The organism is Phaeobacter sp. JH20_34, from assembly GCF_048056095.1.
Classification (GTDB): Bacteria; Pseudomonadota; Alphaproteobacteria; order Rhodobacterales; family Rhodobacteraceae; genus Phaeobacter; species Phaeobacter bryozoorum.
Genome location: NZ_JAYMWT010000021.1, coordinates 269434 through 295013, shown reverse-complemented (window position 1 = coordinate 295013; position 25580 = coordinate 269434). Strand labels below are relative to the sequence as shown.

Annotated in this window: 27 protein-coding genes and 4 tRNA genes; 15 read left to right on the top strand and 16 right to left on the bottom strand. The window is 63.0% G+C overall.

The features are described 5' to 3' along the window. Positions 1-167 precede the first annotated feature (167 nt). The 7 genes from bioB (at position 168) to VWZ81_RS15965 (ending at position 6328) form a co-directional block, all read left to right on the top strand. Entirely contained in the window at positions 168-1145 is a 978-nt protein-coding gene (bioB, locus tag VWZ81_RS15995; RefSeq protein WP_416535518.1) for a biotin synthase BioB, read from the top strand. After that, positions 1145-2284 carry an 8-amino-7-oxononanoate synthase gene (locus tag VWZ81_RS15990; RefSeq protein ID WP_416543166.1) on the top strand — a complete coding sequence of 380 codons (1140 nt, stop codon included), beginning with the start codon at positions 1145-1147 and terminating at the stop codon, positions 2282-2284. The genes bioB and VWZ81_RS15990 overlap by 1 nt, the downstream gene beginning before the upstream one ends. Then, positions 2281-3000: a dethiobiotin synthase gene (gene bioD, locus VWZ81_RS15985; RefSeq protein ID WP_416543167.1), complete on the top strand. Its 720-nt coding sequence runs from the start codon at positions 2281-2283 to the stop codon at positions 2998-3000. Before VWZ81_RS15990 ends, bioD begins: the two co-directional genes overlap by 4 nt. After that, entirely contained in the window at positions 2997-4295 is a 1299-nt protein-coding gene (gene bioA / locus VWZ81_RS15980) for an adenosylmethionine--8-amino-7-oxononanoate transaminase (protein WP_416543168.1), read from the top strand. Before bioD ends, bioA begins: the two co-directional genes overlap by 4 nt. A gap of 3 nt (positions 4296-4298) precedes the next feature. Beyond that, positions 4299-4919 (top strand): pimeloyl-ACP methyl esterase BioG family protein, encoded by a 621-nt coding sequence (locus VWZ81_RS15975; protein WP_416543169.1) that lies wholly within the window; start codon positions 4299-4301, stop codon positions 4917-4919. Continuing rightward, positions 4916-5704, top strand: a complete 789-nt coding sequence (locus tag VWZ81_RS15970) for a methyltransferase (RefSeq protein ID WP_416538099.1) — start codon at positions 4916-4918, stop codon at positions 5702-5704. Before VWZ81_RS15975 ends, VWZ81_RS15970 begins: the two co-directional genes overlap by 4 nt. A 96-nt stretch (positions 5705-5800) precedes the next feature. Next, on the top strand, positions 5801-6328 hold the full coding sequence (locus VWZ81_RS15965) for a DUF2478 domain-containing protein (RefSeq protein ID WP_416538100.1): 528 nt from the start codon (positions 5801-5803) through the stop codon (positions 6326-6328). 224 nt (positions 6329-6552) lie between these two features. Here the strand turns inward: VWZ81_RS15965 and VWZ81_RS15960 are convergent. Next, a tRNA-Tyr gene (locus VWZ81_RS15960) sits at positions 6553-6636 on the bottom strand. Between the two features lie 120 nt (positions 6637-6756). Between VWZ81_RS15960 and rlmB the strand changes: the two genes are divergently transcribed. The 3 genes from rlmB to VWZ81_RS15945 all read left to right on the top strand — a co-directional run bounded on the left by rlmB (position 6757) and on the right by VWZ81_RS15945 (position 9204). Further along, entirely contained in the window at positions 6757-7533 is a 777-nt protein-coding gene (rlmB, locus tag VWZ81_RS15955; RefSeq protein WP_340545008.1) for a 23S rRNA (guanosine(2251)-2'-O)-methyltransferase RlmB, read from the top strand. Positions 7534-7751: 218 nt separating this feature from the next. After that, entirely contained in the window at positions 7752-8366 is a 615-nt protein-coding gene (locus VWZ81_RS15950) for a YHS domain-containing (seleno)protein (protein WP_416540453.1), read from the top strand. A gap of 367 nt (positions 8367-8733) precedes the next feature. Further along, entirely contained in the window at positions 8734-9204 is a 471-nt protein-coding gene (locus VWZ81_RS15945) for a CoA-binding protein (protein WP_416535524.1), read from the top strand. Between the two features lie 212 nt (positions 9205-9416). On the opposite strand, the gene VWZ81_RS15940 is transcribed toward VWZ81_RS15945, so the two are convergent. From VWZ81_RS15940 to VWZ81_RS15930, 3 genes are read right to left on the bottom strand one after another with little or no spacing between them, the layout of a single operon-like run. Next, positions 9417-9734, bottom strand: a complete 318-nt coding sequence (locus tag VWZ81_RS15940; protein ID WP_340545011.1) for a phosphoribosyl-ATP diphosphatase — start codon at positions 9732-9734, stop codon at positions 9417-9419. Then, the gene (gene hisF / locus VWZ81_RS15935; protein ID WP_340545012.1) at positions 9731-10492 is read right to left on the bottom strand and encodes an imidazole glycerol phosphate synthase subunit HisF; all 762 of its coding nucleotides are present in this window, start codon (positions 10490-10492) and stop codon (positions 9731-9733) included. Before hisF ends, VWZ81_RS15940 begins: the two co-directional genes overlap by 4 nt. Positions 10493-10527: 35 nt before the next feature. After that, entirely contained in the window at positions 10528-11010 is a 483-nt protein-coding gene (locus VWZ81_RS15930) for a DUF2867 domain-containing protein (RefSeq protein ID WP_416535526.1), read from the bottom strand. Positions 11011-11283: 273 nt separating this feature from the next. Here VWZ81_RS15930 and VWZ81_RS15925 point away from each other — a divergent pair, with 273 nt between their 5' ends. Then, a complete protein-coding gene (locus VWZ81_RS15925; protein ID WP_340545014.1) occupies positions 11284-11730 on the top strand; it encodes a DUF302 domain-containing protein in 447 nt (148 codons plus the stop codon). Between the two features lie 125 nt (positions 11731-11855). Here VWZ81_RS15925 and hisA read toward each other — a convergent pair whose 3' ends face one another. Further along, positions 11856-12578, bottom strand: a complete 723-nt coding sequence (gene hisA / locus VWZ81_RS15920; protein ID WP_340545015.1) for a 1-(5-phosphoribosyl)-5-[(5-phosphoribosylamino)methylideneamino]imidazole-4-carboxamide isomerase — start codon at positions 12576-12578, stop codon at positions 11856-11858. Between the two features lie 193 nt (positions 12579-12771). Between hisA and VWZ81_RS15915 the strand changes: the two genes are divergently transcribed. Next, positions 12772-13158: a DUF2147 domain-containing protein gene (locus VWZ81_RS15915; protein ID WP_416543582.1), complete on the top strand. Its 387-nt coding sequence runs from the start codon at positions 12772-12774 to the stop codon at positions 13156-13158. Positions 13159-13230: 72 nt separating this feature from the next. Here VWZ81_RS15915 and VWZ81_RS15910 read toward each other — a convergent pair whose 3' ends face one another. Both VWZ81_RS15910 and VWZ81_RS15905 read right to left on the bottom strand, forming a co-directional pair. Further along, a complete protein-coding gene (locus tag VWZ81_RS15910; protein WP_416536740.1) occupies positions 13231-13482 on the bottom strand; it encodes a WGR domain-containing protein in 252 nt (83 codons plus the stop codon). A gap of 171 nt (positions 13483-13653) precedes the next feature. After that, positions 13654-14190, bottom strand: coding sequence for a peroxiredoxin-like family protein (locus VWZ81_RS15905; protein WP_340545018.1), 537 nt, complete (start codon positions 14188-14190; stop codon positions 13654-13656). A 102-nt stretch (positions 14191-14292) separates the two neighbouring features. Between VWZ81_RS15905 and VWZ81_RS15900 the strand changes: the two genes are divergently transcribed. Beyond that, positions 14293-15024, top strand: a complete 732-nt coding sequence (locus tag VWZ81_RS15900; RefSeq protein WP_416536741.1) for an AraC family transcriptional regulator — start codon at positions 14293-14295, stop codon at positions 15022-15024. Positions 15025-15119: 95 nt separating this feature from the next. Here the strand turns inward: VWZ81_RS15900 and hisH are convergent, their stop codons facing one another. Both hisH and hisB read right to left on the bottom strand, forming a co-directional pair. Next, positions 15120-15758, bottom strand: coding sequence for an imidazole glycerol phosphate synthase subunit HisH (gene hisH, locus VWZ81_RS15895; RefSeq protein WP_340545020.1), 639 nt, complete (start codon positions 15756-15758; stop codon positions 15120-15122). After that, entirely contained in the window at positions 15759-16346 is a 588-nt protein-coding gene (hisB, locus tag VWZ81_RS15890) for an imidazoleglycerol-phosphate dehydratase HisB (protein ID WP_340545021.1), read from the bottom strand. A gap of 203 nt (positions 16347-16549) precedes the next feature. On the opposite strand from hisB, the gene VWZ81_RS15885 reads away from it, so the two are divergent. Further along, positions 16550-16789 (top strand): Lrp/AsnC family transcriptional regulator, encoded by a 240-nt coding sequence (locus VWZ81_RS15885; protein ID WP_340545022.1) that lies wholly within the window; start codon positions 16550-16552, stop codon positions 16787-16789. Between the two features lie 508 nt (positions 16790-17297). Here the strand turns inward: VWZ81_RS15885 and VWZ81_RS15880 are convergent. The 6 genes from VWZ81_RS15880 to VWZ81_RS15855 form a co-directional block, all read right to left on the bottom strand. Next, on the bottom strand, positions 17298-18650 hold the full coding sequence (locus tag VWZ81_RS15880; RefSeq protein ID WP_416543583.1) for an aminotransferase: 1353 nt from the start codon (positions 18648-18650) through the stop codon (positions 17298-17300). Between the two features lie 201 nt (positions 18651-18851). After that, positions 18852-18926, bottom strand: a tRNA-Gly gene (locus VWZ81_RS15875). Between the two features lie 229 nt (positions 18927-19155). Further along, positions 19156-19230, bottom strand: a tRNA-Gly gene (locus tag VWZ81_RS15870). A gap of 67 nt (positions 19231-19297) precedes the next feature. Next, on the bottom strand, positions 19298-20209 hold the full coding sequence (locus VWZ81_RS15865; protein ID WP_416543585.1) for a NaeI family type II restriction endonuclease: 912 nt from the start codon (positions 20207-20209) through the stop codon (positions 19298-19300). A 102-nt stretch (positions 20210-20311) separates the two neighbouring features. Further along, positions 20312-21286, bottom strand: coding sequence for a DNA cytosine methyltransferase (locus tag VWZ81_RS15860; RefSeq protein WP_416543587.1), 975 nt, complete (start codon positions 21284-21286; stop codon positions 20312-20314). Positions 21287-21444: 158 nt separating this feature from the next. Continuing rightward, positions 21445-21519, bottom strand: a tRNA-Gly gene (locus tag VWZ81_RS15855). A gap of 233 nt (positions 21520-21752) precedes the next feature. On the opposite strand from VWZ81_RS15855, the gene VWZ81_RS15850 reads away from it, so the two are divergent. Continuing rightward, positions 21753-21959 (top strand): hypothetical protein, encoded by a 207-nt coding sequence (locus VWZ81_RS15850; RefSeq protein ID WP_416536746.1) that lies wholly within the window; start codon positions 21753-21755, stop codon positions 21957-21959. 115 nt (positions 21960-22074) lie between these two features. Here VWZ81_RS15850 and VWZ81_RS15845 read toward each other — a convergent pair whose 3' ends face one another. Further along, positions 22075-25515: a pyruvate carboxylase gene (locus VWZ81_RS15845; RefSeq protein WP_416543589.1), complete on the bottom strand. Its 3441-nt coding sequence runs from the start codon at positions 25513-25515 to the stop codon at positions 22075-22077. Positions 25516-25580: the final 65 nt, after the last annotated feature.

The following is a 25580-nucleotide window of genomic DNA, read 5'->3' as shown; positions in this document are numbered from 1 at the left end:
TAGATTATTTATATGTATAAATAACAATGCACTAAGTCCAAGATGACTCCTCCGGTGGGGCAAATCGCTGCATCGCAGCTTTGCGCTTGATCGCAACCCTACAAGTTATCTATAAAACCGCAACGCCATCCGCGCATGGCCGACAGGTATAGAGAACAGGAGACAGCATGCTGGACGCTGCACCCATCCGCACCGACTGGACCCGCGAGGAAGCGGAAGCGATCTACAACAAGCCGTTCATGGATCTGCTGTTTGAGGCGCACAGCGTGCACCGGCAGTATTTCGACCCCAATCAGGTGCAGAAATCCAAGCTCCTGAGCATCAAGACCGGCGGCTGCGCCGAGGATTGCGCCTATTGCTCGCAGTCGGCGCGCAACGGCGCGCAGCTCTCGGCCTCCAAGCTGATCGAGGTGCAGCGGGTGATTGCCGAGGCCAGGAAAGCCAAGGAAGGCGGCGCGACGCGCTATTGTATGGGCGCCGCCTGGCGTTCGCCCAAGGACCGCGACATGGCCGCACTTGAGGCGATGGTGCAGGGCGTCAAGGACCTGGGCATGGAAACCTGCATGACCCTGGGCATGCTGGACGAAGAGCAGGTGTTCCGCCTGCGCGACGCAGGGCTGGATTATTACAACCACAATATCGACACCTCGGAGCGGTATTACTCCGAGATCATCACCACCCGCACCTTTGCCGACCGGATCGACACCCTGAACCGGGTTCGCGAGGCGGGCATCAAGGTCTGCTCCGGCGGTATCGTCGGTATGGGGGAGCAGCAGCTGGACCGCATCGACATGATGCTGGCGCTGGCGACGCTGGAGGTGCATCCCGACTCGGTGCCGGTCAATATGCTGATCCCGATCGCCGACACGCCGCTCGCCAATGTCGAGAAGCTGGACCCGATCGAATTTGTCCGCTCCGTGGCGCTGGCCCGGATTTTGATGCCGAAATCCCATGTGCGCCTCTCCGCAGGCCGCACTGATATGTCGGATGAGATGCAGGCGATGTGCTTCTTTGCCGGTGCCAACTCGATCTTTGTGGGCGATACGCTGCTGACTGCGGACAACCCCGAAGAGGACAAGGATCAGCAGCTGTTCGACCGTCTGGGCATCACCGCCATGGCCGCGGGCTGCGACGGCAGCCGCTGATGGCGGGCGCCTTTCCGAGGCATGAGACATCGCTGGAAGCGCTGCGCACACGCGGACGCTACCGGCAACTGATGCCGCGGGACGGGCATGACTTTGCCTCCAACGACTACCTTGGGCTGGCGAGCAGCGATGTTCTGCGCGCCGCCGCTTCAGATGCGCTGGCGCGCGGCGTGCCGGTGGGGGCGGGCGGTTCGCGCCTGTTGCGCGGCAATGACGCCGAACACCAGTTGCTGGAGACGGAGGCGGCCGCGTTCTTCGGCACCGAGGCGGCGCTGTTCATGGGCGGCGGCTTCAACGCCAATCAGGCGATTTTCTCCACGCTGCCGCATCAAGATGATCTGGTGCTTTATGATGTGCTGATCCATGCCAGCACCCATGACGGGATGCGGCTGGGCCGGGCAGAGACCCGCAGCTTCGCTCATGGCGATGCGGAGGACGCGGCACGGGTGCTGAAGGATTGGCGCTCGACAGGCGGTTCAGGCCAGGTCTGGATCGCGGTAGAGGCGGTTTATTCCATGGACGGCGACCTGGCGCCACTCGGTGCGCTGATGGCGCTGGCGGATGCAGAGGGCGCAGTGCTGGTGGTGGATGAGGCGCATTCGACCGGCGTGTTCGGCGATCTGGGCCGCGGGCTGGCACATGACATCGCCCACCGCCCCAACGTCCTTTCCTTGCACACCTGCGGGAAGGCGCTGGGCGCTTCCGGCGCGCTGATCTGCGGCCAGCGGGTTTTGATCGAGACTCTGATCAACAAAGCGCGCGGCTTCATCTTCGCAACCGCGCCGTCACCCTTGAATGCGGCTTTGGTGCGGGCCGCCTTGCAGGAGCTGCAACAGAACCCGGGCCGCCGCGAGCGGGCGTGGCAGGGGACCAACCATGCGCAAGGCGAGGCCAAGCGCCTGTGCGGGCTGGAGGGTTTCCAGAGCCAAATTCTGCCGGTGGTGATCGGCGACGATAAGCGCACCATGGCGCTGGCCGCGAGGATGCAGGCCCGCGGCTATGACATCCGCGGCATCCGCCCGCCGACGGTGCCGCGCGGCACCTCGCGGCTGCGGCTGTCGATCACATTGAACACAGGGGCAGAGGTCATCACCCGGATGTTCGAAGACCTCGCCCGGGAAATGGAGAGTGCAGCATGAGCGCGCTGATTGTCACCGGAACCGATACCGGCATCGGCAAGACCATCTTTTCCGCCGGTCTGGTGCAGGCGCTCGGTGCCACCTACTGGAAGCCGGTGCAATCCGGGCTGGAGGAGGAGACCGACAGCCAGATCGTAGCCCGCCTGTCGGGCCGCCCGGCGCTGCCCGAGGGGTACCTGCTGCAACTGCCCGCCTCGCCGCATCTGTCGGCGGAGGCCGAAGGGGTGGAGATCGACCCAGATACGCTGTCCTTGCCCGAGGTGGACGGCGTGCTGGTGGCCGAGGGCGCGGGCGGGCTGATGGTGCCCTTGAACCGCAAGCTGCTGTACCTCGACCTGTTCGCCCGCTGGCGCGCCCCGGTGATCCTCTGCGCCCGGACGCAGCTGGGGACCATCAACCACACGCTGCTGTCGCTGAAGGCACTGCGCGATGCAGGCTGTCCGGTGGTCGGAGTGGCCTTCATAGGCGACGCGGAACCGGCGGTGGAGGAAACCATCTGCCAGTTCGGCCAGGTCGCGCATTTGGGACGGCTGCCCTTCATGGAAGAGCTGAGGGCCACGCCCGAGCCTGGGCGGGTGCGAAGCGCCCTTCCGGGGGGAGGGTCGGGCGCGGCCCGGTCTATCGACCGGACAAGAACGGTGCTCGAAGATACCTTTGCCGAAAGCATCAACGTGGACCTGATCAAGGAGGCCTTGGACCAAGGAGAGATGGCATGAGTGCGGCAGACCTCACCCAGCTGGAATTCGACCAGCAGCACCTCTGGCACCCTTACACCAACGTCGCCAAGCCTGGCCCAACCTTTGTGGTGAAGGAAAGCGAGGGCATGTACATCACCCTGGACGACGGCACCCGGCTGATCGACGCCATGTCGTCCTGGTGGTGCATGATGCACGGGCATAAAAATCCGGCAATCACCAAGGCGATCCACACCCAGCTCGACACCTTGCCGCATGTGATGTTCGGCGGGCTGACCCATGACCCCGCCATCGACCTGGGCCGCAAGCTCTTGGAGATCGCGCCCGAAAGCCTGACGCGCATTTTTTACTGCGACAGCGGCTCGGTCTCGGTCGAGGTCGCGATGAAAATGGCGGTGCAGTACCAGCACGCCATCGGGCAGCCGGACCGCCAGCAGTTCGCCACCATCCGCTCCGGCTATCACGGCGATACCTGGAAGGCGATGAGCGTCTGCGACCCCGACACCGGGATGCACCACCTGTTCCAGGGCGCGCTGAGCGTGCAGCATTTCGTCTCACGCCCGCCGGTCCGCATCCATGAGGACTGGGTGGACGACCCGGCCCTAAACGGATTGGGTGAACTGCGCGATGTGCTGGAGGCCAACGCAGAAAGGATCGCCGCCTTCATCCTGGAACCTGTGGTGCAGGGTACTGGCGGTATGTATTTCTACCACCCGGAATATCTCAATCAGGCCCGTATCATCTGCGATGAGCTGGGTATCCTCCTGATCTTCGACGAAATCGCTACCGGCTTTGGTCGCACGGGGGAGCTGTTCGCTACCAATTTTTGCACAGTGGAGCCGGACATCATCTGCCTCGGCAAGGGGCTGACCGGCGGCCATATCTCCTTTGCCTGCACCATGACCAACGACCGTGTGGCGGAGGGCATCGGCGGCGGCAGTCCCGGTCTGTTCATGCACGGGCCGACCTACATGGGCAATCCGCTGGCCTGCGCCGCGGCTAAGGCCTCTCTGGATCTGCTGACCGGACAGGACTGGCGCGGCACCGTGGCGGCCATCGCTGAGCAGTTGCAGGCCGAACTGGCCCCGGCCCGCGATCTACCCAATGTGGCTGATGTGCGGGTCTTGGGCGCCATTGGTGTCATCGAGATGAAGCACCGCGTCTCGGCGGATGAGGCGCACGCGCGGGCGCATGAGATGGGCGTGTTCCTGCGCCCCTTCGGCACCAATATCTACACCATGCCGCCCTTCATCACATCGGCAGATCAGCTGAGCGAAATCACCGCAGGCATGCTGCGGCTGGCGCGGGAACTCTAGGCGATGGAATTCCGCTGGTTCAAACAGAACGAGGCAGCCGAGGCCATCGTGGTCTTCGGCGGCTGGGCGATTGGGGCGGATGTTTTTGCGCATCTCACCGGCCCTGAGGATGTTCTGTTTGTCAGCGATTTCCGCAGCCTTGATGCCGATCTCCCCGATCTGTCTGGCTACGATCATGTCACGCTGCTGGCCTGGTCTTTCGGCGTTGCGGGTTATGCCCATTGGCAGCAGGGGCGCGGCGATCCCTTTGATCGCAAGGTCGCGGTCAACGGCACCCTTGCGCCTGTGGACGAGACGCGCGGCATCCCGCCGGAGGTGATGGCCAGGACCGCAGAGGGGCTGAGTGAGCAGAGCTTTGCCCAGTTCCTGCGCCGGACATTCAATGCGCCGCAGTCTCCCCATGAGATCGACATTGACGCTCGCCGGGCCGAGCTGCATGCGGTCGCGCAGCGCGGACCGGCGCCGGCTGTCGGCTTTGATCTGGTCTGGATCGCCGGGCGGGACCGGATCTTTCCGCCCGCAAATCAGCACCGGGCCTGGGCGGGCGTGACGCTGAGGGAGCTGCCCACAGCCGCCCATGCGCCGTTTGATCACTTCGACAGCTGGCAGGCCCTGCTGTCATGAGGGATCTGCCCCCCCCAACCGTGGATGCCGCCCGCGTGGCCCGCGCCTTTCGCCGTGGGCTTGGGAGCTACCACGATGCTGCCAGCGCGCAGGCACAGATCGCGGCAGAGCTGTCGGCGCTCCTCGCTGCACATATCGGTACCTCACCCGTCGCACATCTGTTTGAATTCGGGGCAGGGACCGGCCATCTGACCGATGCGCTGTTGCGGGATCTGTCGGTCCGCCATCTCACGCTCAACGACCTTGTGCCAGAGGCAGAGGCAGGCCTTCAGCCGGTTCTTGCAGCGCATGGGCAATCGGCGCTCTTCCTGCCGGGACGGATCGAAACCCTCGCGCTGCCCGAAAACCTGGACCTGATCGCGGCTGCCTCGGTTGTGCAGTGGATCGGCGACCTGCCTTCCCTCCTGCAAGGGTTTGAGACCGCGCTGCGCCCCGGTGGCTGGCTGGCGCTCTCTGGCTTTGGGCACGCGCATTTCCACGAATTGGTCGCGCTGGGGTCCGGGGCGGCGGCGCCCAACTACATGGATCACCACGAATGGGCGCAGCATCTGCCGCCGGGACTGCGACTTGTCGAGTTGCGGCAGGCTCCGATCACGCTCAGCTTTGAGACCCCGCGCGCCGTGCTGCGCCACCTGCGGGCAACGGGCGTGAATGGCCAGTCTCGGGGAGGCTGGACCCGCAGAAGACTGCGCCAGTTCGAGGAGGACTATCGTCGCCGCTTTGGCCATCAGGGGGGCGTGCGGCTGACCTATGATCCGGTGCTGATGCTGGCACAGCGTGTCTGATGCCAAAGTCGTGTATCGCGCGGCAATCGGGCCTCTGGCTGTCATGTGCATTTGGGGTTAGCCTGCGGGCACGCAATTTCCTAGCAAGAGGCCACAATGCATCTGTCCTACGTGATGACCCAGGAACGCGGTGCCACCGATAAACTACTCAGCGCCCTGGCGGAGCGGTTGCAGGCCGATGGGCTGCGGTTGGCCGGCATCGTCCAGACCAACACCGAATGCTACGACAGCCAGCTCTGTGACATGGATGTGCGCGTTCTGCCCGCGGGCGAAACCATCCGCATCTCACAGTCTCTCGGCCCCGAGGCACGCGGCTGCCGCCTGAACCCCGAGGCGCTGGAGCGCGCGGTTGGACAGGTCACGGCAGCGCTGGGGCAGGACCCGGCGCCGCAGGTTCTGCTGGTCAATAAATTTGGCAAACACGAAGCTGACGGGCGCGGGATGCGCCCCGTTATCGGCGAAGCGCTGGCGCGCGGCGCGGTCGTGGTTTCAGGTGTGAACCGGATGAATGTGGAGGCGTTTCAGAGCTTTTCCGACGGGCTGGCACAGGAGGCCGAACCGGACCTTGAGGCGTTGGTAAGCTGGGTCCATTCCGCCGTCGCACAGGCCGAACAGGAGCGCTGAAGCCTTCGCGTCCAACCTCCAATTCGATGAGGCCGGCGCAGATTGCTGCGCCGGTTTTCTTCTGCCGCAGCCACGGATCATCAGCAGATGACATGGAAAGCAGCTCAGCGGCTGAGCGTCTTGATGTGCCGGAATAGTGATATGTATCAGAGGCTTGCGAGATGCGCCCATGGTCCGGGCGGCTGCCACCATCTTCTTGCTTACCGTCACTGAAAGAGAGAAGATGGTGGGCGACCCTGGAATCGAACCAGGCGTGCGTCTCCGCGAGGGAGTTACAGTCCCCTGCCACACCTTGCGGCCTGTCGCCCACAATCAGTTGCGTGTTGCACCTGATGTGGAGGCGTGATTACAAGCAGGCCAAAGGGGCGTCAACAGGAAAATCGCCAGATTTTCACACGGGTCCGGATTTCTTTCTGCTGGAGAGCAAAATGTCTAAAAAACCCAAATGGGTCGTCGAAAAAGAGCAGTCCAAAAAGGCAGCCTCGGCGGAAACAGTATGGTTGTTCGGTCTGCATGCGGTGCGCGATGCGCTGCTCAATCCCAAGCGCGAAAAACTGCGTCTGATGGTGACCCAGAACGCCGAGGCGAAACTGGCCGATGCCATCGCCCAGTCGGGTATCGAAGCCGAGGTGATCGACCCGCGCAAGTTCAACCCGCCGATCGACAAACAATCCGTCCATCAGGGCGCGGCGATGGAGGTCAAGCCGTTGAACTGGGGCGGTCTGGCGGAAAACTGCATCGGTGCCGAACGCCCGCGTGTGGTGCTCCTGGACCGGGTCACTGATCCGCATAACGTCGGTGCCATCCTGCGCTCGGCCGAGGTGCTGGGCGCCAGCGCCGTGATCGGCACGCGGCACAACTCGGCACCGGAAACCGGCGCCCTTGCAAAAACCGCCAGCGGCGCGCTTGAGCGCCAGCCCTATCTGCGGATGCGCAATCTCGCCGATACCATCGTCGAGTTGCAGCGGATGGGGTTTCTGGTGCTCGGCCTTGATGGCGAGGCGGAAGAGACCATCGAAACCGTGCTTGAGGGGCGCAAGGGGGATCCGGTAGCCCTCGTGCTGGGGGCAGAAGGGCCGGGCCTGCGCCAGAAGACCAAGGAAACTGTGGATCATCTGGTGAAGATTGACGCGGCGGGCGGATTCGGATCGCTGAACGTCTCCAATGCCGCGGCGATTGCGCTTTATGCCTCCATTGCGCGCTAAGCCTTGCCTGCCTGTCGATGCCGCCAGCTGAACCGCTAGCGGCGGCCCAGCCCCGATCAGGGGTTGGGCGCATCTGTGCAAAGGTCACGGATCCATCACAAATGCGTATCCACCCTTTGCAGCGGCCTGCGCGCCGGGCAGACTTGGCCGGGTAAGAGCGACTGTTCTTGCTGCGCTTTAAATTCAACCCCAGTTGCCTGACAAGGACCTGCACGCCCGTGACGTTTTCGACTGCCATCATCTGCCGGAGCTGGCGCGCCTGCGCGCAGCCCGTGTTGGGTGCCTCGGCAGGACTGGTGGCTGGTTTGCTGGCCAGTTTGCTGGTCGGTCTGGTGGTCGGCGGGGCCGCATCGCGAAGCGATGGCAAGGCGGGATCCAGGCTCGCCGCCCTGTGCCTGGGCGCGCTGATCACCCTGGCCGCAGCGACGCTGACAGCCGCGCCAGCACGGGCGGAGGTTGCACTGGTCTCCGCGCCGCGGGGGCTGGCGGTGGGCGGCCATGACGTGGTGGCGTTCTTTCAGGATGGCGCGGCAATCCCCGGTCAGCAAGACCATGCGATCCTGTGGCGCGGGGCGATCTGGCGCTTTGCCTCATCGCAGAATCAGGAAGAATTCGAACGCAATCCCAGAGCTTTTGCGCCACGATTTGGCGGCTATTGCGCCTATGCGCTGTCGCAGGGATATCTGGCGCCCGGCAATCCGACGCTCTGGGTGATTGCCGACGGGCGACTCTATCTCCTGAACAACCCCAGCGCATTGGCCGCCTGGGAGGCGGAGCGGCTGAGGTTGATCGCTGATGCCGAACAGCAGTGGCCAGCCGTCCTGCGCAAATGACCGCCTCGAACGCCTGCTTGTGCTATGGGCCTATGTGACTGGCCCCGCAGGAGAAATGTCACGAATTTGAGAGGATCCCTTTCAAAACGCGATGACCATCCCATATTATTAACAGACTGCGAATTGGAACCTTCGCAGATCTTTTTCACTGTCCCTCGTTCCATACCTCGCGCCCAGGTTTGTCCTGGGCGCTTTTTTATTGTCTGACCGGGCTTTATCTCTCGTTCTTGCACCAGCAGGCTGGTCCGCCAGCGGGCGTCAGAGCCGTTGCAATTCATCTTGCACCTCGTGTCCCAGCCGATAGGCTCAGGCAGATCGAAGCGCGATGAGGGCGCCTTGATACAAGGCCAGAACAGCCGGGGGAGCGATGCCAGACTATTCCGATCGACATCTGAAGGACGTGCTCACACGCAGCAAGACCATTGCCGTGGTCGGGGTCTCCACGAACCCGGTGCGTCCCAGCTACTATGTGGCCCGCTATCTCGGGCTCAAGGGCTATCGCGTTCTGCCGGTGAATCCCGGTCATGCCGGCAAAACCCTGTTCGGCCAGACCATTCACGCCAGTCTACGGGACATCGACGAGCCGGTGCATATGGTCGACATCTTTCGCCGCTCAGAGGCGGTCCCACCCATTGTCGAGGAGGCGCTGGAGGTCTGCGAGGGGCTGCAGACGATCTGGATGCAGATCGGGGTCGAACATGCCGAAGCGGCTGAACGGGCAGAAGCGGCAGGCCTCACCGTGATCCAGAACCGGTGCCCCAAGATTGAATATCAGCGCCTGTTTGGCGAGCTGCGCATGGGTGGGTTTGCCACCGGAATCATCTCGTCGAAACTGTGATGCCCGACCGCCGGGCAGGGCGCTCCCGCCCATTCCCGCCGCCCTGACGGGCGGCATACACGGTTGGGCCGGGCGCCGCTGCGCGGCGCAGACGATGTGTTGGGATCCCTCGAAGGGCCTTGACGATTGTAAGGGGTCTTGGCGCGTCAAGGGCAAGCCGCGCGTGCCGCGCGGAGGCAGCGCCTCCCCTGATCCGCCGCATGGCCTGGATTTCAGCCCTTGGGGCGGGCGGCCTTCTCGGCGATGCCGCTCAGACCCTGACGCTCGGCCAGCACCTGTAGCACATCATCCAGCGCCACATCGCGGGCCGCCAGCATCACCAGAAAATGATACAGCACATCGGCGCCCTCGGAGGCAAGTCCGGCCGTGTTGTCCTTCACCGCCTCGATGATGGCCTCAATGGCTTCCTCGCCGAATTTCTCGGCGCATTTCTCTGGACCCTTGGCCAGCAGTTTGGCGGTCCAGCTGCTCTCCGGATCAGCCCCCTTGCGGGACAGAATGGTGGCTTCGAGATCGTGCAGCAGACTCATGTCAGCCTCATCGGGATACCGGCCTTGGCCATATGCTCTTTGGCCTCCTGGATGGTGTATTCGCCAAAGTGGAAGATCGACGCCGCCAGAACCGCGCTGGCGCCGCCTTCGGTGACGCCCTCGACCAGATGGTCGAGCGTGCCAACCCCGCCAGAGGCAATCACCGGCACGTCCACCGCATCCGAAATGGCGCGGGTGAGCGGCAGGTTGAAGCCGGATTTCGTGCCGTCGCGATCCATCGAGGTGAGCAGGATTTCCCCGGCGCCCTTGGCAACGACCAGCCGGGCAAAGTCCACCGCATCAATGCCGGTTTCGCGGCGCCCGCCATGGGTGAAGATCTCCCATTTGCCGGGGGCCACGGTCTTGGCGTCGATGGCGCAGACGATGCACTGGCTGCCAAACTGATCGGCCGCCTCGCGGATCACATCCGGGTTGGCCACGGCTGCGGAATTGAACGACACTTTATCGGCGCCTGCCAGCAGCAACGCGCGCACATCATCCTTTGTGCGCACCCCACCGCCCACGGTCAGCGGCACAAAACACTGCTCTGCGGTGCGTCGCACCATATCGAACATGGTGCCGCGATTTTCGTGGGTTGCATGAATGTCGAGAAAGCAGATTTCATCCGCGCCTGCCGCGTCATAGGCCTTGGCCGCCTCAACCGGGTCTCCGGCATCGCGCAGGCCGACAAAATTGACACCTTTGACCACGCGGCCGTCAGCCACGTCGAGACAGGGGATGATACGGGTCTTCAGCATGGCGATCCCTTTGCCGCTGGGGGTGCCTTGTGTCTTTACTGCGCGGGTGGTTGGGATGCAATCATCGGGCGGTGCCGCGCGATGCGGCGCATGCTGTCACGGATGATCAGGATGTGAAACGGCATCACCAGCGCCAGATAGATCCGTCCCAGCAGATTGTGACGATGCACCCAGGTGGCCATGTGAATCCGTCCTTCGTGCCGCAATACGGTGATCCGGAAATCGAGATGAGCATCATCGGCGCCCAGGATCAGCTCGCGGCTGTCCTCGAATGTCACCGGAAAAATCGCGCCCTCGCCGCTGTCGCTCACCTCGGTCTTCAGTCCGAGCGGCCGGACCAAGGCATTGCGCAGCCGCAGGAGTGCGGCTGCCCAGCCCGGCATCGACAGGCCGATATCGGCGGCCTCGCGCGGGGTGAGCGGGCTGTCGACCGCATAGCCATCGACAAAATCACCGGGCGATACCATCTGCCACAAACGGGCGCTGTCTGGGAGGCGGGTCTTGCGGACGCGGGGCATGGGAGAACTTTCGTGTCTGTGATCGCAACCGGAGGCGCCGGTTGCGCTGTCGCCGCGCAATAGACGCCATTACGTGAGGAATGGAAAGCAGGCGCGGTGCCGCAGGCCGCGCGTGGCCCTGGGGTGTCGACCGCGGGTCTTGCCTGGCAGAGGGTGGGCCACCGAGGGGCGGTCAGGTCAGCGACACTCTGCCGATGCCTGAGATGTGAATTGCCTGTTTGCCCAGCTTGGCCTGTGCTGCTGGCATGTTGTCATTTTCTCGGAGCCATCGCCATGATCAAATCCCTCGCCCTTGCCGGAACTCTTGCTGCCCTCTCCGCGATCCCGGCCGCAGCCGAACTGATGACGGTTCCGAGCCCGAGTTCCGTGTCTGACACCATGGATGCGCTACAGGCGGCGGTCGAAGGCGCCGGGGCCACGGTTTTTGCCCGGGTGGACCACGCTGCGGGTGCGGCAGCCGTGGATATGTCCCTCGCCGAGGCGCAACTCCTGATCTTTGGCAACCCCCAGCTGGGCACCCCCGCGATGCAGGCGGATATGCGGGCGGGGCTTTTCCTGCCGCTGAAGGTTCTGGTCCATGAGGATGCCGAGGGGCAGGTCTGGCTGACCTATGAAAACCCGTCAGAGATGCTGGCGGGTCTGGATATCGCGGCTGATGCCGATGTCATCGCCAAGATGCAGGGCGCGCTGGCAAAACTGACGGCGGCCGCCGCGCGCTGATCCGCTGCGGGGGCAGCTGGAGCCAACCGGGAGCGGGGGCCGGGGGCCGGGGCGGGGGCGCTGCCCCCTCTGGGCCTTTGGCCCATTCACCCCCGGGATATTTTCGGCCAGAAGAAGACCAGGTCTCAGCCCTTCAGGATCTTCAGCGCCTGCGCGAGGTCGATGGCCCCATCGTAGAGGGCGCGGCCGGAAATCGCGCCATTGAGCGGCGCGCCGCAGGATTTCAGGGCCTGCAAATCGTCGAGCGAGGACACGCCGCCCGAGGCGATCACCGGGATGCTGACGGCATTGGCCAGATCTGCCGTTGCCTCGATATTCGGCCCCTTCATGGCGCCGTCGCGCAGAATATCGGTGTAGATGATCGCGGCAACACCTGCGTCTTCGAAGGATTTTGCCAGATCCGTAACCATCACATCGGTTTCCTCGGCCCAGCCTTTGGTCGCAACGCGGCCATTGCGCGCGTCAATGCCGACGGCAACCTTGCCCGGGAATGCACGTGCCGCCTCGCGGACCAGATCGGGATTTTCCACCGCCACGGTGCCAAGGATCACCCGCGCCAGCCCCTTGTCGATCCAGCGTTCGATGGTCGCCATATCGCGAATACCGCCGCCCAGCTGTGCGGGCACCTGGCACCGTTTCAGAATGTCCTCGACCGGGGCCGCATTGACCGGCTCGCCTGCAAAGGCACCGTTGAGATCGACCAGATGCAGCCATTCGCAGCCTGCGGCGACAAACTCCAGCGCCTGCGCGGCCGGATCGTCGTTGAAGACCGTTGTCTTGTCCATATCGCCATGCAGCAGGCGAACGGCTTGCCCGTCCTTGAGATCAATTGCGGGGTAGAGGATCATATCGCGTGCCCTTATCGGTACTGCCAGAACTGTCTGAGCCGGGACCGCCGCCTCCGGTCGCCGGTGATCGGGGGCGGGCCTGCTCTGACGCCTCTTTTGCACAAGGCGGCCCGTGATTGCAACGCGACCCGAGGTCAAGCTTGCCTGAATTGCCTGTTGGCGGCCAGACTGGCTGCAAAAGGGAGGATGACACATGAAGAAACTGGCACTTGGCGTGACATTTGCACTGGGGCTGGCGGGCATGGCGGCGGCGGATCCGGTGCTGGGCACCTGGAAGACGCAGACGGATGACGGCTCTTATGCGCATGTCACCATGGCGCCCTGCGGCGCGGCGGTCTGCGGCAAGATCAGCCGGACCTTCAATGCCGAGGGAGAGTATATATCCCCCAATATCGGCAAGACATTGGTGATCGATATGGTGGCCAATGGCGACGGGTCTTATGCGGGCAAGGTCTGGCGGCCGTCGAACAACAAGATCTACATCGGCAAGATGAACCTGTCGGGCGCATCGCTGGCTCTGCGGGGCTGTGTCGCGGGCGGGCTGATCTGCTCCAAACAGACCTGGAGCCGCGTGAAGTAAACAGCCGGATTGCTGTGAGTGATCGGACGGGCGGCGTGGAGGGGATGTCTGCGCCGCCTTTTTTGTGCCCGTCTAGAACAGCCCCAGCTGAACCGGAATCGGGACAAAGCCGCGTTTGATCTGACGGTCGCGCTGCTGCGCCGCTGCGGCCAGCGCGATCTCCTGCGAGGCATAGTAGCTGCGCCGCTGCTGCCCTCCGGCCTCACCCAAGGGCCCGCTGGTCTGCTCGACACACCATTCGCCAAACAGGGTTCGGCTCAGATGCAGCACGCAATAGCGGTGCTGGCCTTCCTGGTGGTCGAATTTTTCAAGACGGATCTGCACCGGACGGTGACCTGCAAGCGACTGGGATATCTGGGTCTGCGGTGTATGCCCTTGTGCGGCACCGCTGTCCATCCATTCTTGCCCGGATTTCTGCCTGTCGACCTGAGGCAGGTGGCGATCCGGCCACAGCACGCCGTGGCCGACTGGCGCCGCGACCTGGCGCAGCCCGCGTCAGACGTCGCCGTCGTATTCGCCGCGCGCCGGATAGTCGTTGGCGATGGCGAAATCCAGCGCCGATACCAGCTCTGAAAAATGCGGCCGGACAAAGGGCATGGTCTGCACCGACCCATAGTAGAGCGTCTGCTCCGGGGTCACCATGAACAGGCCCGGTTCGGAGAACAGCGCCGGCTCCTCGATCCCGATTGATGTCTTCCCGCGTGAGGTCGACAGGTACAGACCCCATTGGCGGGCGACATTCAGGGGCAGATCATAGCCAAACCGTAGGTTCTTCGCCTCGATCTTCTCGGCCATAGCGCGGGTGCGCTCTTCGCCGTCCGAACTGACCGCAATGCAGTTCACGCCACGGCTGGCGAAATCGGCCACCCGTTTTTCCAGTTCCTTGAGGTAGTTGGCACAGATCGGGCAGTGCAGTCCGCGATAAAAGCAGATCACGGTGCCGCGCTGGCTGTCTTCCCGCGACAGGTCAAACGGTCCATGGTCCAGCGTTGGCAGGGTCAGATCGGGCGTGGGTTGGCGTGGCATCAACATGTTGTCGCTCCTTGTTCGAAGTCAGCCCTGGGGGCTTGTCTCGAAGTATGACGCAGCATAGTATCAGATAAATCCGAAAAATCTGATGGAAACACCGATATCATGGACCGCCTGACCACATTGATGGAGCGTTTCCAGCTCTCCGTTCGCGCTGCCGCACCGGGAGAGGCCAATCTTATCGCTCTGGCGGATGCGTCGGGGGAGCCGGTGCGGCTGCTCTACAGCAGTTGTGATGATGCCCCGGCGCAACCGCCCGACAGGGTGATGTGGGCGGCACGGGTGGATTGGTCAGGGCGCCGCAATCCGCTCATCGCCGCACTGCCCGGGCTGGTGGATTATGACATCGCCGACAAGCCGGAGGCCCGGGATCTGCTGCGGTTGATGCGGGATGAGGCTGATGCGCAGCGCTGTGGGGCGCAATCGGTGATCAACCGGCTGGGGGAGGTGCTGATGGTGCGGCTGCTGCGGCATCAGATCCGCGAGGGTGCTACGGAGCCGGGGCTGCTGGCAGGGCTGTCCGACCCGCGTCTCAGCCGGGCGATTGTGGCGATGCACGATCACCCCGGCCGCCTTTGGAGCAATGCCGATCTGGCCGAGGTCGCCGGCCTGTCGCTGTCCCGCTTTGCCGAGCTGTTCGGGGCCGCTGTCGGCGAAACCCCGATGGGGTACCTGCGCCGCTGGCGGTTGATTCTGGCGCATCAGGATCTCACGCGCGGCGACCGGGTGGAGGCGGTGGCCCGCCGCTATGCCTATGCCAGCCCCGAAGGCTTCAGCCGTGCCTTTCGCAAGGCCTATGGCGCGGCGCCGCTCTCGCTGCGCAGGGCAGCGGCCTGATCGCGCCCCGCCTGTCATCTTTCCATAAATACTCAAAAACAAAAGCCGCCTGTGCAGCAGGCGGCTTTATCATATGCTGCGGGTCAACCGCTGCGTCACGGTCGCCAGGTCAGAAAGTTCCCGATCATCCGCAGGCCGATATCCTGGCTTTTCTCCGGGTGAAACTGCATCCCCACCATGGTGTCGCGCCCGATGACGGCCGTGACATCGCCGCCATAGTCCACATGCGCCAGCCGTTCCGCCGGATCGGTGACGCGGAAATGATAGGAATGCACGAAATAGCAGTGATCGCCTGAGGAAATACCATCAAAAATCGCGTGGTCATGGTCGATCACCAGATTGTTCCAGCCCATATGCGGCACTTTCAGACTGTGGTCGCTGGGGGTGATCTTGACCACATCGCCCTCAACCCAGCCAAGGCCGGGCGTCTCGCGATACTCATGACCGGTGGTGGCCATCAGCTGCATGCCGACACAGATGCCGAGGAAGGGTCGGCCGTTCTGCTCGACCGCCTCCACCATCGCCTCATAGATGCCGCGATGGCCGCGCAGTTCTTCTGCGCAGGCCGGAAAGGCGCCGTCGCCGGGCAGCACCAGCCGATCGGCCCGCGCCACCACATCCGCGTCAGAGGTCACGATCACCTCGCCACCATTCACCTCCCGCGCCATGCGCTGAAAGGCTTTTTCGGCGGAGTGGAGATTGCCCGATTCATAGTCGATGATCGCGGTCAGCATTTACAGAGCGCCTTTGGTGGACGGGATCGCATCCGCCTTGCGCGGGTCGGTCTCAACGGCGGTGCGCAGCGCGCGCGCCACCGCCTTGAACGCGGCCTCGGCAATATGGTGGCTGTTGAACCCGTGCAGCTGGTCGATGTGCAGGGTGATGCCGCCATGGGTGCTCAAGGCTTGAAAGAACTCCCGCACCAGCTCGGTATCAAAGCTGCCGATCTTCTGGGTTGGCAGCTCAACGTTCCAGATCAGGAAGGGGCGTGCCGACAGATCCAGCGCACAGCGCACCTGGGCGTCATCCATCGGCAGGTGGCATTCGCCATAACGGTTGATGCCTTTCTTATCGCCAAGTGCGGCAACCAGCGCCTGACCCAGTGCAATGCCGGTGTCCTCCACCGTGTGGTGGTCGTCGATGTGATAGTCACCCTTGGCGCGGATGGTCATGTCGATCAGCGAGTGGCGCGACAGCTGGTCCAGCATGTGATCAAAGAAACCGACGCCGGTCTGATTGTCATAGGCACCAGTGCCATCGAGGTTGATCTCGACACTGATCTCGGTTTCGGCGGTCTTGCGGGTGATCTGAGCGGTACGCATGGTCGGCATGTCCTTGATATCCTGCCGCTGCTTATAGGGGCAGGGCGGGGCCGCGCTCAAGCCTGCCGCGTCAATTGGCGCAAAACTGTTGCGCCAATTGTCTGCGGCCAGCCTCTCATGCCCGTCGCCGGGGATTGCCTCCGCTGCGCCCGCATGCCAGCTTGGCGCGCAAACCACGCATTCCCAAACAGTTGAGGGCCATCATGTCCACCTGCGTCTTTATCCAGATCCGCTGCAAACCCGGCACCACCTACAAAGTGGCCGAAGAGATTGCCCTGCGTGAAATCCACTCCGAGCTGTATTCCACCAGTGGCGATTATGATCTCCTGATGAAACTCTACATTCCCAGCGATCAGGATGTTGGCAAATACATCAACGATCAGCTGCTCGATATCGAGGGAATCGAACGCTCGCTGACAACGATGACGTTCAAGGTGTTCTGACCTGGGATCCGGCTCAAAGGCTCAGACAGTAAGCTCTGCGGCCCGCAGCCTGTCAGGCAGAACTTCACGCAGAGTTTCAGCCAGACTGTCCGGCGGCAGGGAGTGACGCGGTCCGTGCCGCCTCACGTCCCATGCCCCGGTTCCCCCGACCTACCGGATACAGTGGTCCCCGGACCCATTGGTCTCCGTATCCCACAGGTCCCGGACCATCAGGTTCCCCCCGAAACCATCCGACCACAGGGCCATGCGGGATCGCGAAATGCGCTGGTGCTGAAATGCAAGGTTTGGAACACCCTTGGGATAAGACAAACCTCGCAGTAATTTGTGATCCTTTCACGGGGAAAAACCGCAAGATTGTGACATTATCGGATATCGCACAGATCTCGCGGGTGTCGCTATCAGCCTGTTGTCTGGCGAGGCGGAGGTCTTGGGGGCGATAAAAAAGCAGCGCCTCAGCCGGGGCGCTGCTCTTGTCGGTCCGTCGTCGCACACTGGGGCGTCTGCGGCCTCAATGCGCCAGGTGACCGGCTGCTTTCAGCTCTTCGAAACTGGCGTCGATCGCGGTTTTCAGGCGTGCCAGCATGTCGTCCACCTCATCCTTCGTGATGATCAGCGGCGGGCAGAGCGCGACCGCATTCCCGGCCACGGCCCGCAGGATCAGACCATTGTCCTGACACAGCCTTTGCGCGGTGGCCCCGGCAAGGCCCCTGTCAAAGCTTGCGCCGGTGGTCTTGTTCGACACCAGTTCCAGCGCCGCGATCAGCCCCTTGCCGCGCACTTCGCCCACCAGCGGATGATCGGTGAAGATCTCGCGCAGCTGCGCCTGCATGTAGCTGCCAACCTCGGCGGCGTGGTCGAACAGATTGTCGCGCTCGTAGATTTCGAGCGTCTTCAGCGCGGCAGCACAGGCGACCGGGTGCCCGGAGTAGGTATAGCCATGCCCAAACACGCCGACCTGATTGGTCTGATCCACCATCGCCTCATACATCCAGCCCGGAATGACCGAGGCCGAGATCGGGAAATAGGCCGAGGACAACTGCTTGGCAAAGGTCATCAGATCCGGCTTGATGCCCATGGTGGTGCAGCCGAAATCGGCGCCGGTGCGCCCAAAGCCACAGATCACCTCATCGGCCCAGACCAGAATGCCATATTTGCGCAGCAGCGCCTGTAGCCCCTCATAGTAGCCCTCCGGCGGCACGATCACGCCAGAGGCGCCGGTGATCGGCTCCACGATCATCGCCGCAATCGTGTCGGGATCTTCCGCCAGGATCTGGTCTTCGAGGTTCTGAAGGATGCGCTCGACAAACTGCGCCTCGGTCTCATTGCCCTTGCGGGCGGTGTAATAATGCGGCGAGTCGGCGCGCAGGATCGACAGCGCCTCCAGTGGGGCATCAAAATGCGCGAGATTCGCGGGCAGGGAGGTCAGCGAACCGGCTGCAACCGTGACCCCGTGATAGCCGCGCTCGCGGGTGATGATCTTGCGCTTCTCCGGCTTGCCGATTGCGTTGAAGTAATAGCGCAGCATCTTGTAATGGGTGTCATTGGCGTCGGAGCCTGAGTTGCCAAAGAAGATATAGGCGTCCTCCACCGGCACCATCGCGGCCAGCTTCTTCGCCAGATCCTGGATCGGCTGATGGGTCTTGCCGCCAAAGGTGTGCGAAAATGGCAGCTTATGCAGCTGCTCGGTGATCGCATCCATCACTTCGGTATTGCTGTAGCCCAGCGATGTACACCAGAGCCCGGCCAGCCCTTCGATATATTTGTTGCCCTCGCTGTCGAACACATAGATGCCCTCGCCGCGCTCAAGGCAGAGCTGTTCGGTGGCGGTGAAATTGGTGGTGGGATAGATGACCGGGGCCATGGGCTGTTGTCCTCCTGAGCTGAAGCGCCAGACCTGTGGCGCATAGGCGATGGGGCTCTGGCCCCTTTGGCACAGCATTGGCGGGTTTTGAGAGTCGCGTCAAAGGAATTTGATCAAATGTTCGCGCAAGCGCATCGTGGCGCTGATCCGGGTGCGGAAACGCAAAAGGCCGCTCGTAAAGAGCGGCCTTTGCAGTCCAAATGGAGCGGGCGAGGCGATTCGAACGCCCGACCCTAACCTTGGCAAGGTTATGCTCTACCCCTGAGCTACGCCCGCGCTGCCATTTGTGAGGCGGTGTTTAGGAAATTGACGCAGCACCTGCAAGAGGAAAAATGACAGCTGCGTGAAGAAATTAATCGGACGCCCACCCGCACGTCAGCCCTGCGCGCAGATCCAGATCGCCGCAAGCATCATCGCCGTAAAGACACCGCAGATGGCCGGGTAACCCTGTGTTTTTGGTAGAAAAACAAAAAGCCGCTCAAAAGAGCGGCCTTTGTGATCCTGATGGAGCGGGCGAGGCGATTCGAACGCCCGACCCTAACCTTGGCAAGGTTATGCTCTACCCCTGAGCTACGCCCGCGCTGCCATCCGGTGAGGCGGTGAATAGGCAATTGCGCGCAGGGCTGCAACCGAAAAACAGCGGGTTTTCACCCCGGATCGAAAAAATCTTCGCGGATCGTGTGACCAGCGCTGGCGGCCAGCCGCGCCTGCATCAGGTTGGAGAGCTGCGCCGATATGAACTCCGAGCCGCCGCAATGGGGCAGGTCAAGCGCGCGGATCAGCTGCGCATCCTTGCGCCCCTCGAGGATAACGATGCCCTCCCGCCCCAGCAGGTCCCGCGTGCCATGGCCGCCATCCGAGCGGATCCGCCGCATGAAATCCTTCTGCGCGGCCACCGCCTCGACGACGTCACGGGGAATCGGCTGACGCTGCACCTCCCGGAACAGCGTCGCCATCCGGGCATTGCCACTCTCCCCGGCAAAGATACGCGCCACCACCCGCTCCGGCAGCAGGCGCCAGAAATTGGCCGGATAGGGCTGATCGCAGAGCAGCCAGAGAATATTGCCAAACCCCTCGGCCGAGATCGAGCGTTTGGCGTCCTTGTTCTGACCGGCGGTCAGATAGGCCTGCCGCGCGACGATCAGCCCGAGGTAACAGCGCGCCCGCGGCTCATCCGCCGCCACCAGGATACAGGGCTGGTCGACGGCTTCGGTCGGGATCATCCAATTGCTGCCCATGGTGTGTTTGATATCCACATCATGGCCGAGGATCACGGTATCCAGCCGCCCCTTTGGCAGGCGCAGCAGCGCCCGCAGCTCAATCTCGACGCGGGTGCCGATATAGGTCTTCTCGGTTTTTTCCAGATCCTCATAGGCGCGCCGCCCTGTCTTGGCGGTCAGGATCACATCGTCGATGCACGTGCGCAGCATCAGCGGAAAGCCCGCCGCCAGCTCCATCGGGCCGCCTGCGCGGCTGGTGATATCCTGTGCCAGCGCGCTGAGCAGCAGGTGATCAGCATGGCCGGGATGGATCCGGCTGGGCGGCAGTTTCTGTTTCATCGCAGAGCCTGTTCCCGGTTGCAGCCGTGGCTTGAGTATTTTGGGAAAGGTGACAGGGCAGGATGTGGCCCCACATCGCGCAGCGCCATCACGACGGCCCGATCAACGCCCGGTGGCAGGGCTGGTCACCACCTTCAGGCTGGGGCGTGCGATGGCCTGACGGATCTGCCGGGCCACGGCTTCGGCCACCGGCGGCGGAAAGGCATTGCCGACCTGGCGATAGGCGTTGGTCTTGGCCCCGGTGAAATGCCAGCTGTCGGGGAAGCCCTGAATGCGCGCCACCATCCGCACGGTGAGGCGCGGCATGTCGTTGTGAAAGGGATCCGGCGCCTCATAGGCGATGGTGCGCCCCTCGACGCCCAAGGCGGCCCAGGCGCGCCGCGCCCGGGTGGGGCCGAGGTCCGGCCCGCCATGTTTCTTGGAGCCGCCCACAATCGTTGGCGCAATCTCATCGGCCCTGGCGGCCCAATCCTCGGCCCCGCCCCAGCCGCGTTCCTTCATCAGGTCAAGCAGGGTCTCGCCCACGGTGCGGGGATTATGCGGCAGCGGCTCGGGCCAGTTGAACTGGCCGGAGAATTCCTTGCGCAGGGCGACGATGGCCACCCGCGGGCGCAGCTGCGGCACGCCGAAGTCGGAAGCATTCAGCAGGCGCCAGTCGGTCTCATAGCCCAGTTTGGCCAGCTGTTTCTTCAGCTTCTCGCGGTAGTCATGGAACACCGCATCCAGAAAGCCGCGCACATTCTCGATCATCACCGCGCGGGGGCGGGTGGCGGCGACGATTTCGATGGCATCGTCAAAGAGGTTGCGCTCGTCCTTCTCGCCCAGCTGTTTGCCGGCCACCGAAAATGGTGGGCAGGGCAGCCCGCCGGCCAGCAGGTCAATGCCGCGATAGGCGTCGGCATCCGCCTTGAAGGCGCGCACATCCTCTTCCAGCACATTCCACTGGGGCCGGTTATGGCGCAGGGTGGCGCAGCAATGTTTGTCGATTTCGACCAGCGCGGTGTGGTCAAAGCCGGCTTTCTCAAGCCCCAGTGCCTGGCCGCCTGCACCAGCGCAGAGTTCTACCGATGTGAGCATGCTGCCGTATCACCTGTTCTCATGCTGCCGTTGCAGCTGTTCGCGCTCTGTTCTTAGGCGCTGAAGTGATTCCGCGCAAGCCAGAGGCTATGTCGTATTTCACAAACGCGAAAGGCCACCGTTGCGTCTGCAAGCGGTGGCCTTTTCATGTATCCAAATGGAGCGGGCGAGGCGATTCGAACGCCCGACCCTAACCTTGGCAAGGTTATGCTCTACCCCTGAGCTACGCCCGCGCTGCCATTCGGTGAAGCGGATTTAGTCATTCACAGGCAGGGCTGCAAGGGAAAAACGCAAAGCCGTCGGCAAAAAATGACCGTCACGGTGTTTTGAGCGACGGAAGCCGCCACGTGCGGCGTTTTACCCTTATGATGATGACATGAGCCTGGCCAAGACGACCTGATGTTTGCGAGCCAACGAGCCGGGCCAACCCGCGGAGATATCTGCGAAACCGAAAGGGAGCCCCGAGATGACACTGCTTAGCAAACCGCTGCGCGACCGGATGGGTAAATCCTTGGACGACAGGCTGGACACATTGCGCATCCTTGGCCTGACCGTCGCCATTGGTCTGGCGATCGGCGCCAAACTCACCACGGATGGGCAGGCTGGGGGTCTTCATACCGCCGAGGCCCCGGTGTTGATGCCACCACAGATCGAGACACAGGCGCTGATCTGACCACCGCGCATCTGGCAGACCGCGCCATCCGACAGAAAAAGGCGCCCCCGGAATGCGGGGACGCCTTCATATGATAGTCGCAGTGCCTGTCATCGGTGACAGGCGCGGGCTGTGATCACTCCAGCTCGATCAGCAGATCCTTGGCGTCGATCTGCCCGCCTGCCTGCACATGCAGGGCCTTCACCACCGCATCGCGCTCGGCATGGATGCCGGTTTCCATCTTCATCGCCTCGATGGTCAGCAGCAGGTCGCCCTCATGCACCGGCTGGCCAACCTGCACAGCAACGGTGGCCACGACACCGGGCATCGGCGCGCCGACATGGTTTGCATTGCCCTGCTCGGCCTTGGGCCGGGCCTGCGTCGTCGCCTTGACCAGACGGTTCGGCACGCGGATGACGCGGGGCTGGCCGTTGAGTTCGAAAAAGACTTTCACCTCGCCCTTGTCATCGGTATCGCCGATGGCCTGCAGGCGGATTTCCAGCGTCTTGCCGGGGTCGATTTCTGCGGTGATCTCCTCGCCCGGTTCCATCCCGTAAAAGAAGGTGCGGGTGGGCAGGCTACGGACCGGACCATATTGGCGATGGCGGCCCATGTAGTCGAGGAACACCTTGGGATACATCAGGTAGCCGTTCAGATCCTCGTCATCGACGGCCTTGCCTTCCAGCTCCCGCGACAGCTCCGCACGGGTCGCTTCCAGATCGACCGGGTCCAGATGGGCGCCGGGGCGATCCAGATTGGGCGCGTCGCCTTTCAGCACCTTGGAGACGATCCCCTCAGGGAAGCCACCCGGAGGCTGGCCGAGGTTGCCGCGCATCATGTCGACAACCGAGTCCGGGAAGGCCACATCACTCTTCGGATCCTCGACGTCGTCACGGCTCAGACCCTGGCTGACCATCATCAGTGCCATGTCGCCAACCACTTTGGACGAGGGCGTCACCTTCACGATATCGCCGAACATCTGGTTCACATCGGCATAGGTCTGGGCGACCTCATGCCAGCGATCCTCCAGCCCCAGGCTGCGCGCCTGTGCCTTCAGGTTGGTGAACTGGCCGCCGGGCATCTCGTGCAGATAGACCTCCGAGGCGGGCGCCTGCAACCCGGATTCAAAGGCGGCATATTGCATCCGCACCTGTTCCCAATAGTCCGAGATTTCGCGGATCTTGGCGATGTCCAGCCCGGTGTCGCGGTCGGTGTTGCGCAACGCTTCGACGATGGAGCCGAGGCAGGGCTGCGAGGTGCCGCCACTGAAGGCGTCCATAGCGGCGTCCACCGCATCGACGCCGGCATCCGCTGCCGCCAGGATGGTGGCACCAGCCACACCCGAGGTGTCATGGGTGTGGAAATGGACCGGCAGGCCAACCTCTTCTTTCAGCGCCTTGACCAGCTGGCGGGCAGCGGCCGGCTTCAGCAGGCCCGCCATGTCCTTCAGGCCCAGAATATGCGCGCCTGCCGCTTCCAGCTCCTTGGCCATGCCGACATAATACTTCAGGTCGTATTTGGCGCGGTTCGGATCCAGGATATCGCCGGTATAGCAGATGGTGCCTTCGCAGATCTTGCCGCTTTCAACGACCGCATCCATGGCGACGCGCATGTTCTCGACCCAGTTCAGGCTGTCAAAGACGCGGAACACATCAACGCCGGTGGCTGCCTGTTTCACAAAGCTCTGCACCACATTGTCGGGATAGTTGGTATAGCCGACACCATTGGAGGCGCGCAGCAGCATCTGGGTCATCAGGTTTGGCATCCGCTCGCGCAGGTCGCGCAGGCGCTGCCAGGGACATTCCTGAAGGAAGCGATAGGCCACGTCGAAGGTCGCACCGCCCCAGCACTCGACCGAGAACAGCTGGCTCAGGTTCTGGGCATAGGCCGGGGCCACCTTGATCATGTCATGGCTGCGCATCCGGGTGGCCAGCAGCGACTGGTGGCCGTCGCGCATCGTGGTATCAGTCAGCTGCAGCTGGCGCTGCGCCTTCATCCAGTCGGCCACCGCCTGCGCGCCCTTTTGCTCCAGCAGGTTGCGGGTGCCATAGGGCTGCGTCGCGGCATCGGCCTTGGGCGCGCGCGGCTCTTTCAGATCGGGATGAGGCGCCGGGCGACCTTCGGTTTCGGGATGCCCGTTCACCGAGATATCGGCGATATAGGTCAGCACCTTGGTGCCGCGGTCGCGGCGCTTGGCGAATTGGAACAGCTCCGGCGTCTCGTCGATGAATTTGGTGGTGTATTCATTCGACAGGAAGGTCGGGTGTTTCAGCAGGTTCTCGACAAAGGCGATATTGGTGCTGACACCGCGCACCCGGAATTCACGCAGCGCGCGGTCCATGCGGGCAATCGCCTTTTCCGGGGTGGGGGCCTTGGCCGTCACCTTGGTCAGCAGCGAATCATAGTAACGGGTGATCACGCCGCCCGCATAGGCGGTGCCGCCATCCAGACGGATGCCCATGCCCGTGGCCGAGCGGTAGGCGGTGATTCGACCGTAATCCGGGATGAAGTTGTTGAGCGGATCCTCGGTAGTCACCCGGGTCTGTAGCGCATGACCATTGAGCTGGATCTCGTCCTGCGACGCCTTGCCGGTGGCCTCGGCAATGGTCTTGCCCTCGGCGATCAGGATCTGCGCCTGCACGATGTCGATGCCGGTGACTTCCTCGGTCACCGTATGCTCCACCTGCACCCGCGGGTTCACCTCGATGAAGTAGAATTTGCCGTCGTTCATATCCATCAGGAATTCGACGGTGCCTGCGCATTCATAGTTCACATGCTGGCAGATCTTGCGGCCCAGATCGCAGATTTCGGCGCGCTGTTCCTCGGTCAGATAGGGGGCGGGCGCACGCTCGACCACTTTCTGGTTGCGGCGCTGCACCGAGCAGTCCCGCTCATAAAGGTGGTAGATTTGCCCATGTTTGTCGCCCAGGATCTGTACCTCGACGTGGCGGGCGCGGGTGATCATCTTTTCCAGATAGCCCTCGCCATTGCCAAAGGCCGCTTCCGCTTCGCGGCGGCCTTCCAGCACCTTTTCCTCAAGTTCGGATTCGCTGTGGATCGGGCGCATACCGCGACCGCCGCCGCCCCAGGAGGCTTTCAGCATCAAGGGATAGCCGACCTCAGCCGCTTCGGCGCGGATCGCATCCATGTCATCGCCCAGCACTTCGGTGGCGGGGATCACCGGCACGCCGGCCTCGATTGCGACGCGGCGGGCACTGGCCTTGTCGCCGAGCGCGCGCATGGTTTCCGCCTTCGGACCGATAAAGGTGATGCCGTTGCGGGCGCAGGCATCCACGAAATCCGGGTTCTCCGACAGCAGGCCGTAGCCGGGGTGGATCGCATCGGCGCCACTTTCCTTGGCCACGCGGATGATCTCGTCAATCGACAGATAGGCGGCCACCGGTCCCAGACCTTCGCCGATCCGATAGGCTTCATCCGCCTTGAACCGGTGCAGGCCCAGCTTGTCCTCTTCGGCATAGACGGCAACCGTCTTCTTGCCCATCTCATTGGCTGCCCGCATGACGCGGATGGCGATTTCGCCGCGGTTGGCGATCAGGATTTTCTTGAAGTCAGTCATGGCTTCCTCGGGGTCGTGCAGTTTGGCGGAGTGATAAGCGCAAATTAGGGTCCGGTATAGACGTA

What these genes read in the sequence shown, in the direction of transcription:
- bioB (WP_416535518.1), top strand. Translation starts at nt 168, where the DNA reads ATGCTGGACGCTGCACCCATCCGCACCGACTGGACCCGCGAGGAAGCG.
- VWZ81_RS15990 (WP_416543166.1), top strand. Translation starts at nt 1,145, where the DNA reads ATGGCGGGCGCCTTTCCGAGGCATGAGACATCGCTGGAAGCGCTGCGC.
- bioD (WP_416543167.1), top strand. Translation starts at nt 2,281, where the DNA reads ATGAGCGCGCTGATTGTCACCGGAACCGATACCGGCATCGGCAAGACC.
- bioA (WP_416543168.1), top strand. Translation starts at nt 2,997, where the DNA reads ATGAGTGCGGCAGACCTCACCCAGCTGGAATTCGACCAGCAGCACCTC.
- VWZ81_RS15975 (WP_416543169.1), top strand. Translation starts at nt 4,299, where the DNA reads ATGGAATTCCGCTGGTTCAAACAGAACGAGGCAGCCGAGGCCATCGTG.
- VWZ81_RS15970 (WP_416538099.1), top strand. Translation starts at nt 4,916, where the DNA reads ATGAGGGATCTGCCCCCCCCAACCGTGGATGCCGCCCGCGTGGCCCGC.
- VWZ81_RS15965 (WP_416538100.1), top strand. Translation starts at nt 5,801, where the DNA reads ATGCATCTGTCCTACGTGATGACCCAGGAACGCGGTGCCACCGATAAA.
- rlmB (WP_340545008.1), top strand. Translation starts at nt 6,757, where the DNA reads ATGTCTAAAAAACCCAAATGGGTCGTCGAAAAAGAGCAGTCCAAAAAG.
- VWZ81_RS15945 (WP_416535524.1), top strand. Translation starts at nt 8,734, where the DNA reads ATGCCAGACTATTCCGATCGACATCTGAAGGACGTGCTCACACGCAGC.
- VWZ81_RS15940 (WP_340545011.1), bottom strand. Translation starts at nt 9,734, where the DNA reads ATGAGTCTGCTGCACGATCTCGAAGCCACCATTCTGTCCCGCAAGGGG.
- hisF (WP_340545012.1), bottom strand. Translation starts at nt 10,492, where the DNA reads ATGCTGAAGACCCGTATCATCCCCTGTCTCGACGTGGCTGACGGCCGC.
- VWZ81_RS15930 (WP_416535526.1), bottom strand. Translation starts at nt 11,010, where the DNA reads ATGCCCCGCGTCCGCAAGACCCGCCTCCCAGACAGCGCCCGTTTGTGG.
- VWZ81_RS15925 (WP_340545014.1), top strand. Translation starts at nt 11,284, where the DNA reads ATGATCAAATCCCTCGCCCTTGCCGGAACTCTTGCTGCCCTCTCCGCG.
- hisA (WP_340545015.1), bottom strand. Translation starts at nt 12,578, where the DNA reads ATGATCCTCTACCCCGCAATTGATCTCAAGGACGGGCAAGCCGTTCGC.
- VWZ81_RS15915 (WP_416543582.1), top strand. Translation starts at nt 12,772, where the DNA reads ATGAAGAAACTGGCACTTGGCGTGACATTTGCACTGGGGCTGGCGGGC.
- VWZ81_RS15905 (WP_340545018.1), bottom strand. Translation starts at nt 14,190, where the DNA reads ATGTTGATGCCACGCCAACCCACGCCCGATCTGACCCTGCCAACGCTG.
- VWZ81_RS15900 (WP_416536741.1), top strand. Translation starts at nt 14,293, where the DNA reads ATGGACCGCCTGACCACATTGATGGAGCGTTTCCAGCTCTCCGTTCGC.
- hisH (WP_340545020.1), bottom strand. Translation starts at nt 15,758, where the DNA reads ATGCTGACCGCGATCATCGACTATGAATCGGGCAATCTCCACTCCGCC.
- hisB (WP_340545021.1), bottom strand. Translation starts at nt 16,346, where the DNA reads ATGCGTACCGCTCAGATCACCCGCAAGACCGCCGAAACCGAGATCAGT.
- VWZ81_RS15885 (WP_340545022.1), top strand. Translation starts at nt 16,550, where the DNA reads ATGTCCACCTGCGTCTTTATCCAGATCCGCTGCAAACCCGGCACCACC.
- VWZ81_RS15880 (WP_416543583.1), bottom strand. Translation starts at nt 18,650, where the DNA reads ATGGCCCCGGTCATCTATCCCACCACCAATTTCACCGCCACCGAACAG.
- VWZ81_RS15865 (WP_416543585.1), bottom strand. Translation starts at nt 20,209, where the DNA reads ATGAAACAGAAACTGCCGCCCAGCCGGATCCATCCCGGCCATGCTGAT.
- VWZ81_RS15860 (WP_416543587.1), bottom strand. Translation starts at nt 21,286, where the DNA reads ATGCTCACATCGGTAGAACTCTGCGCTGGTGCAGGCGGCCAGGCACTG.
- VWZ81_RS15850 (WP_416536746.1), top strand. Translation starts at nt 21,753, where the DNA reads ATGACACTGCTTAGCAAACCGCTGCGCGACCGGATGGGTAAATCCTTG.
- VWZ81_RS15845 (WP_416543589.1), bottom strand. Translation starts at nt 25,515, where the DNA reads ATGACTGACTTCAAGAAAATCCTGATCGCCAACCGCGGCGAAATCGCC.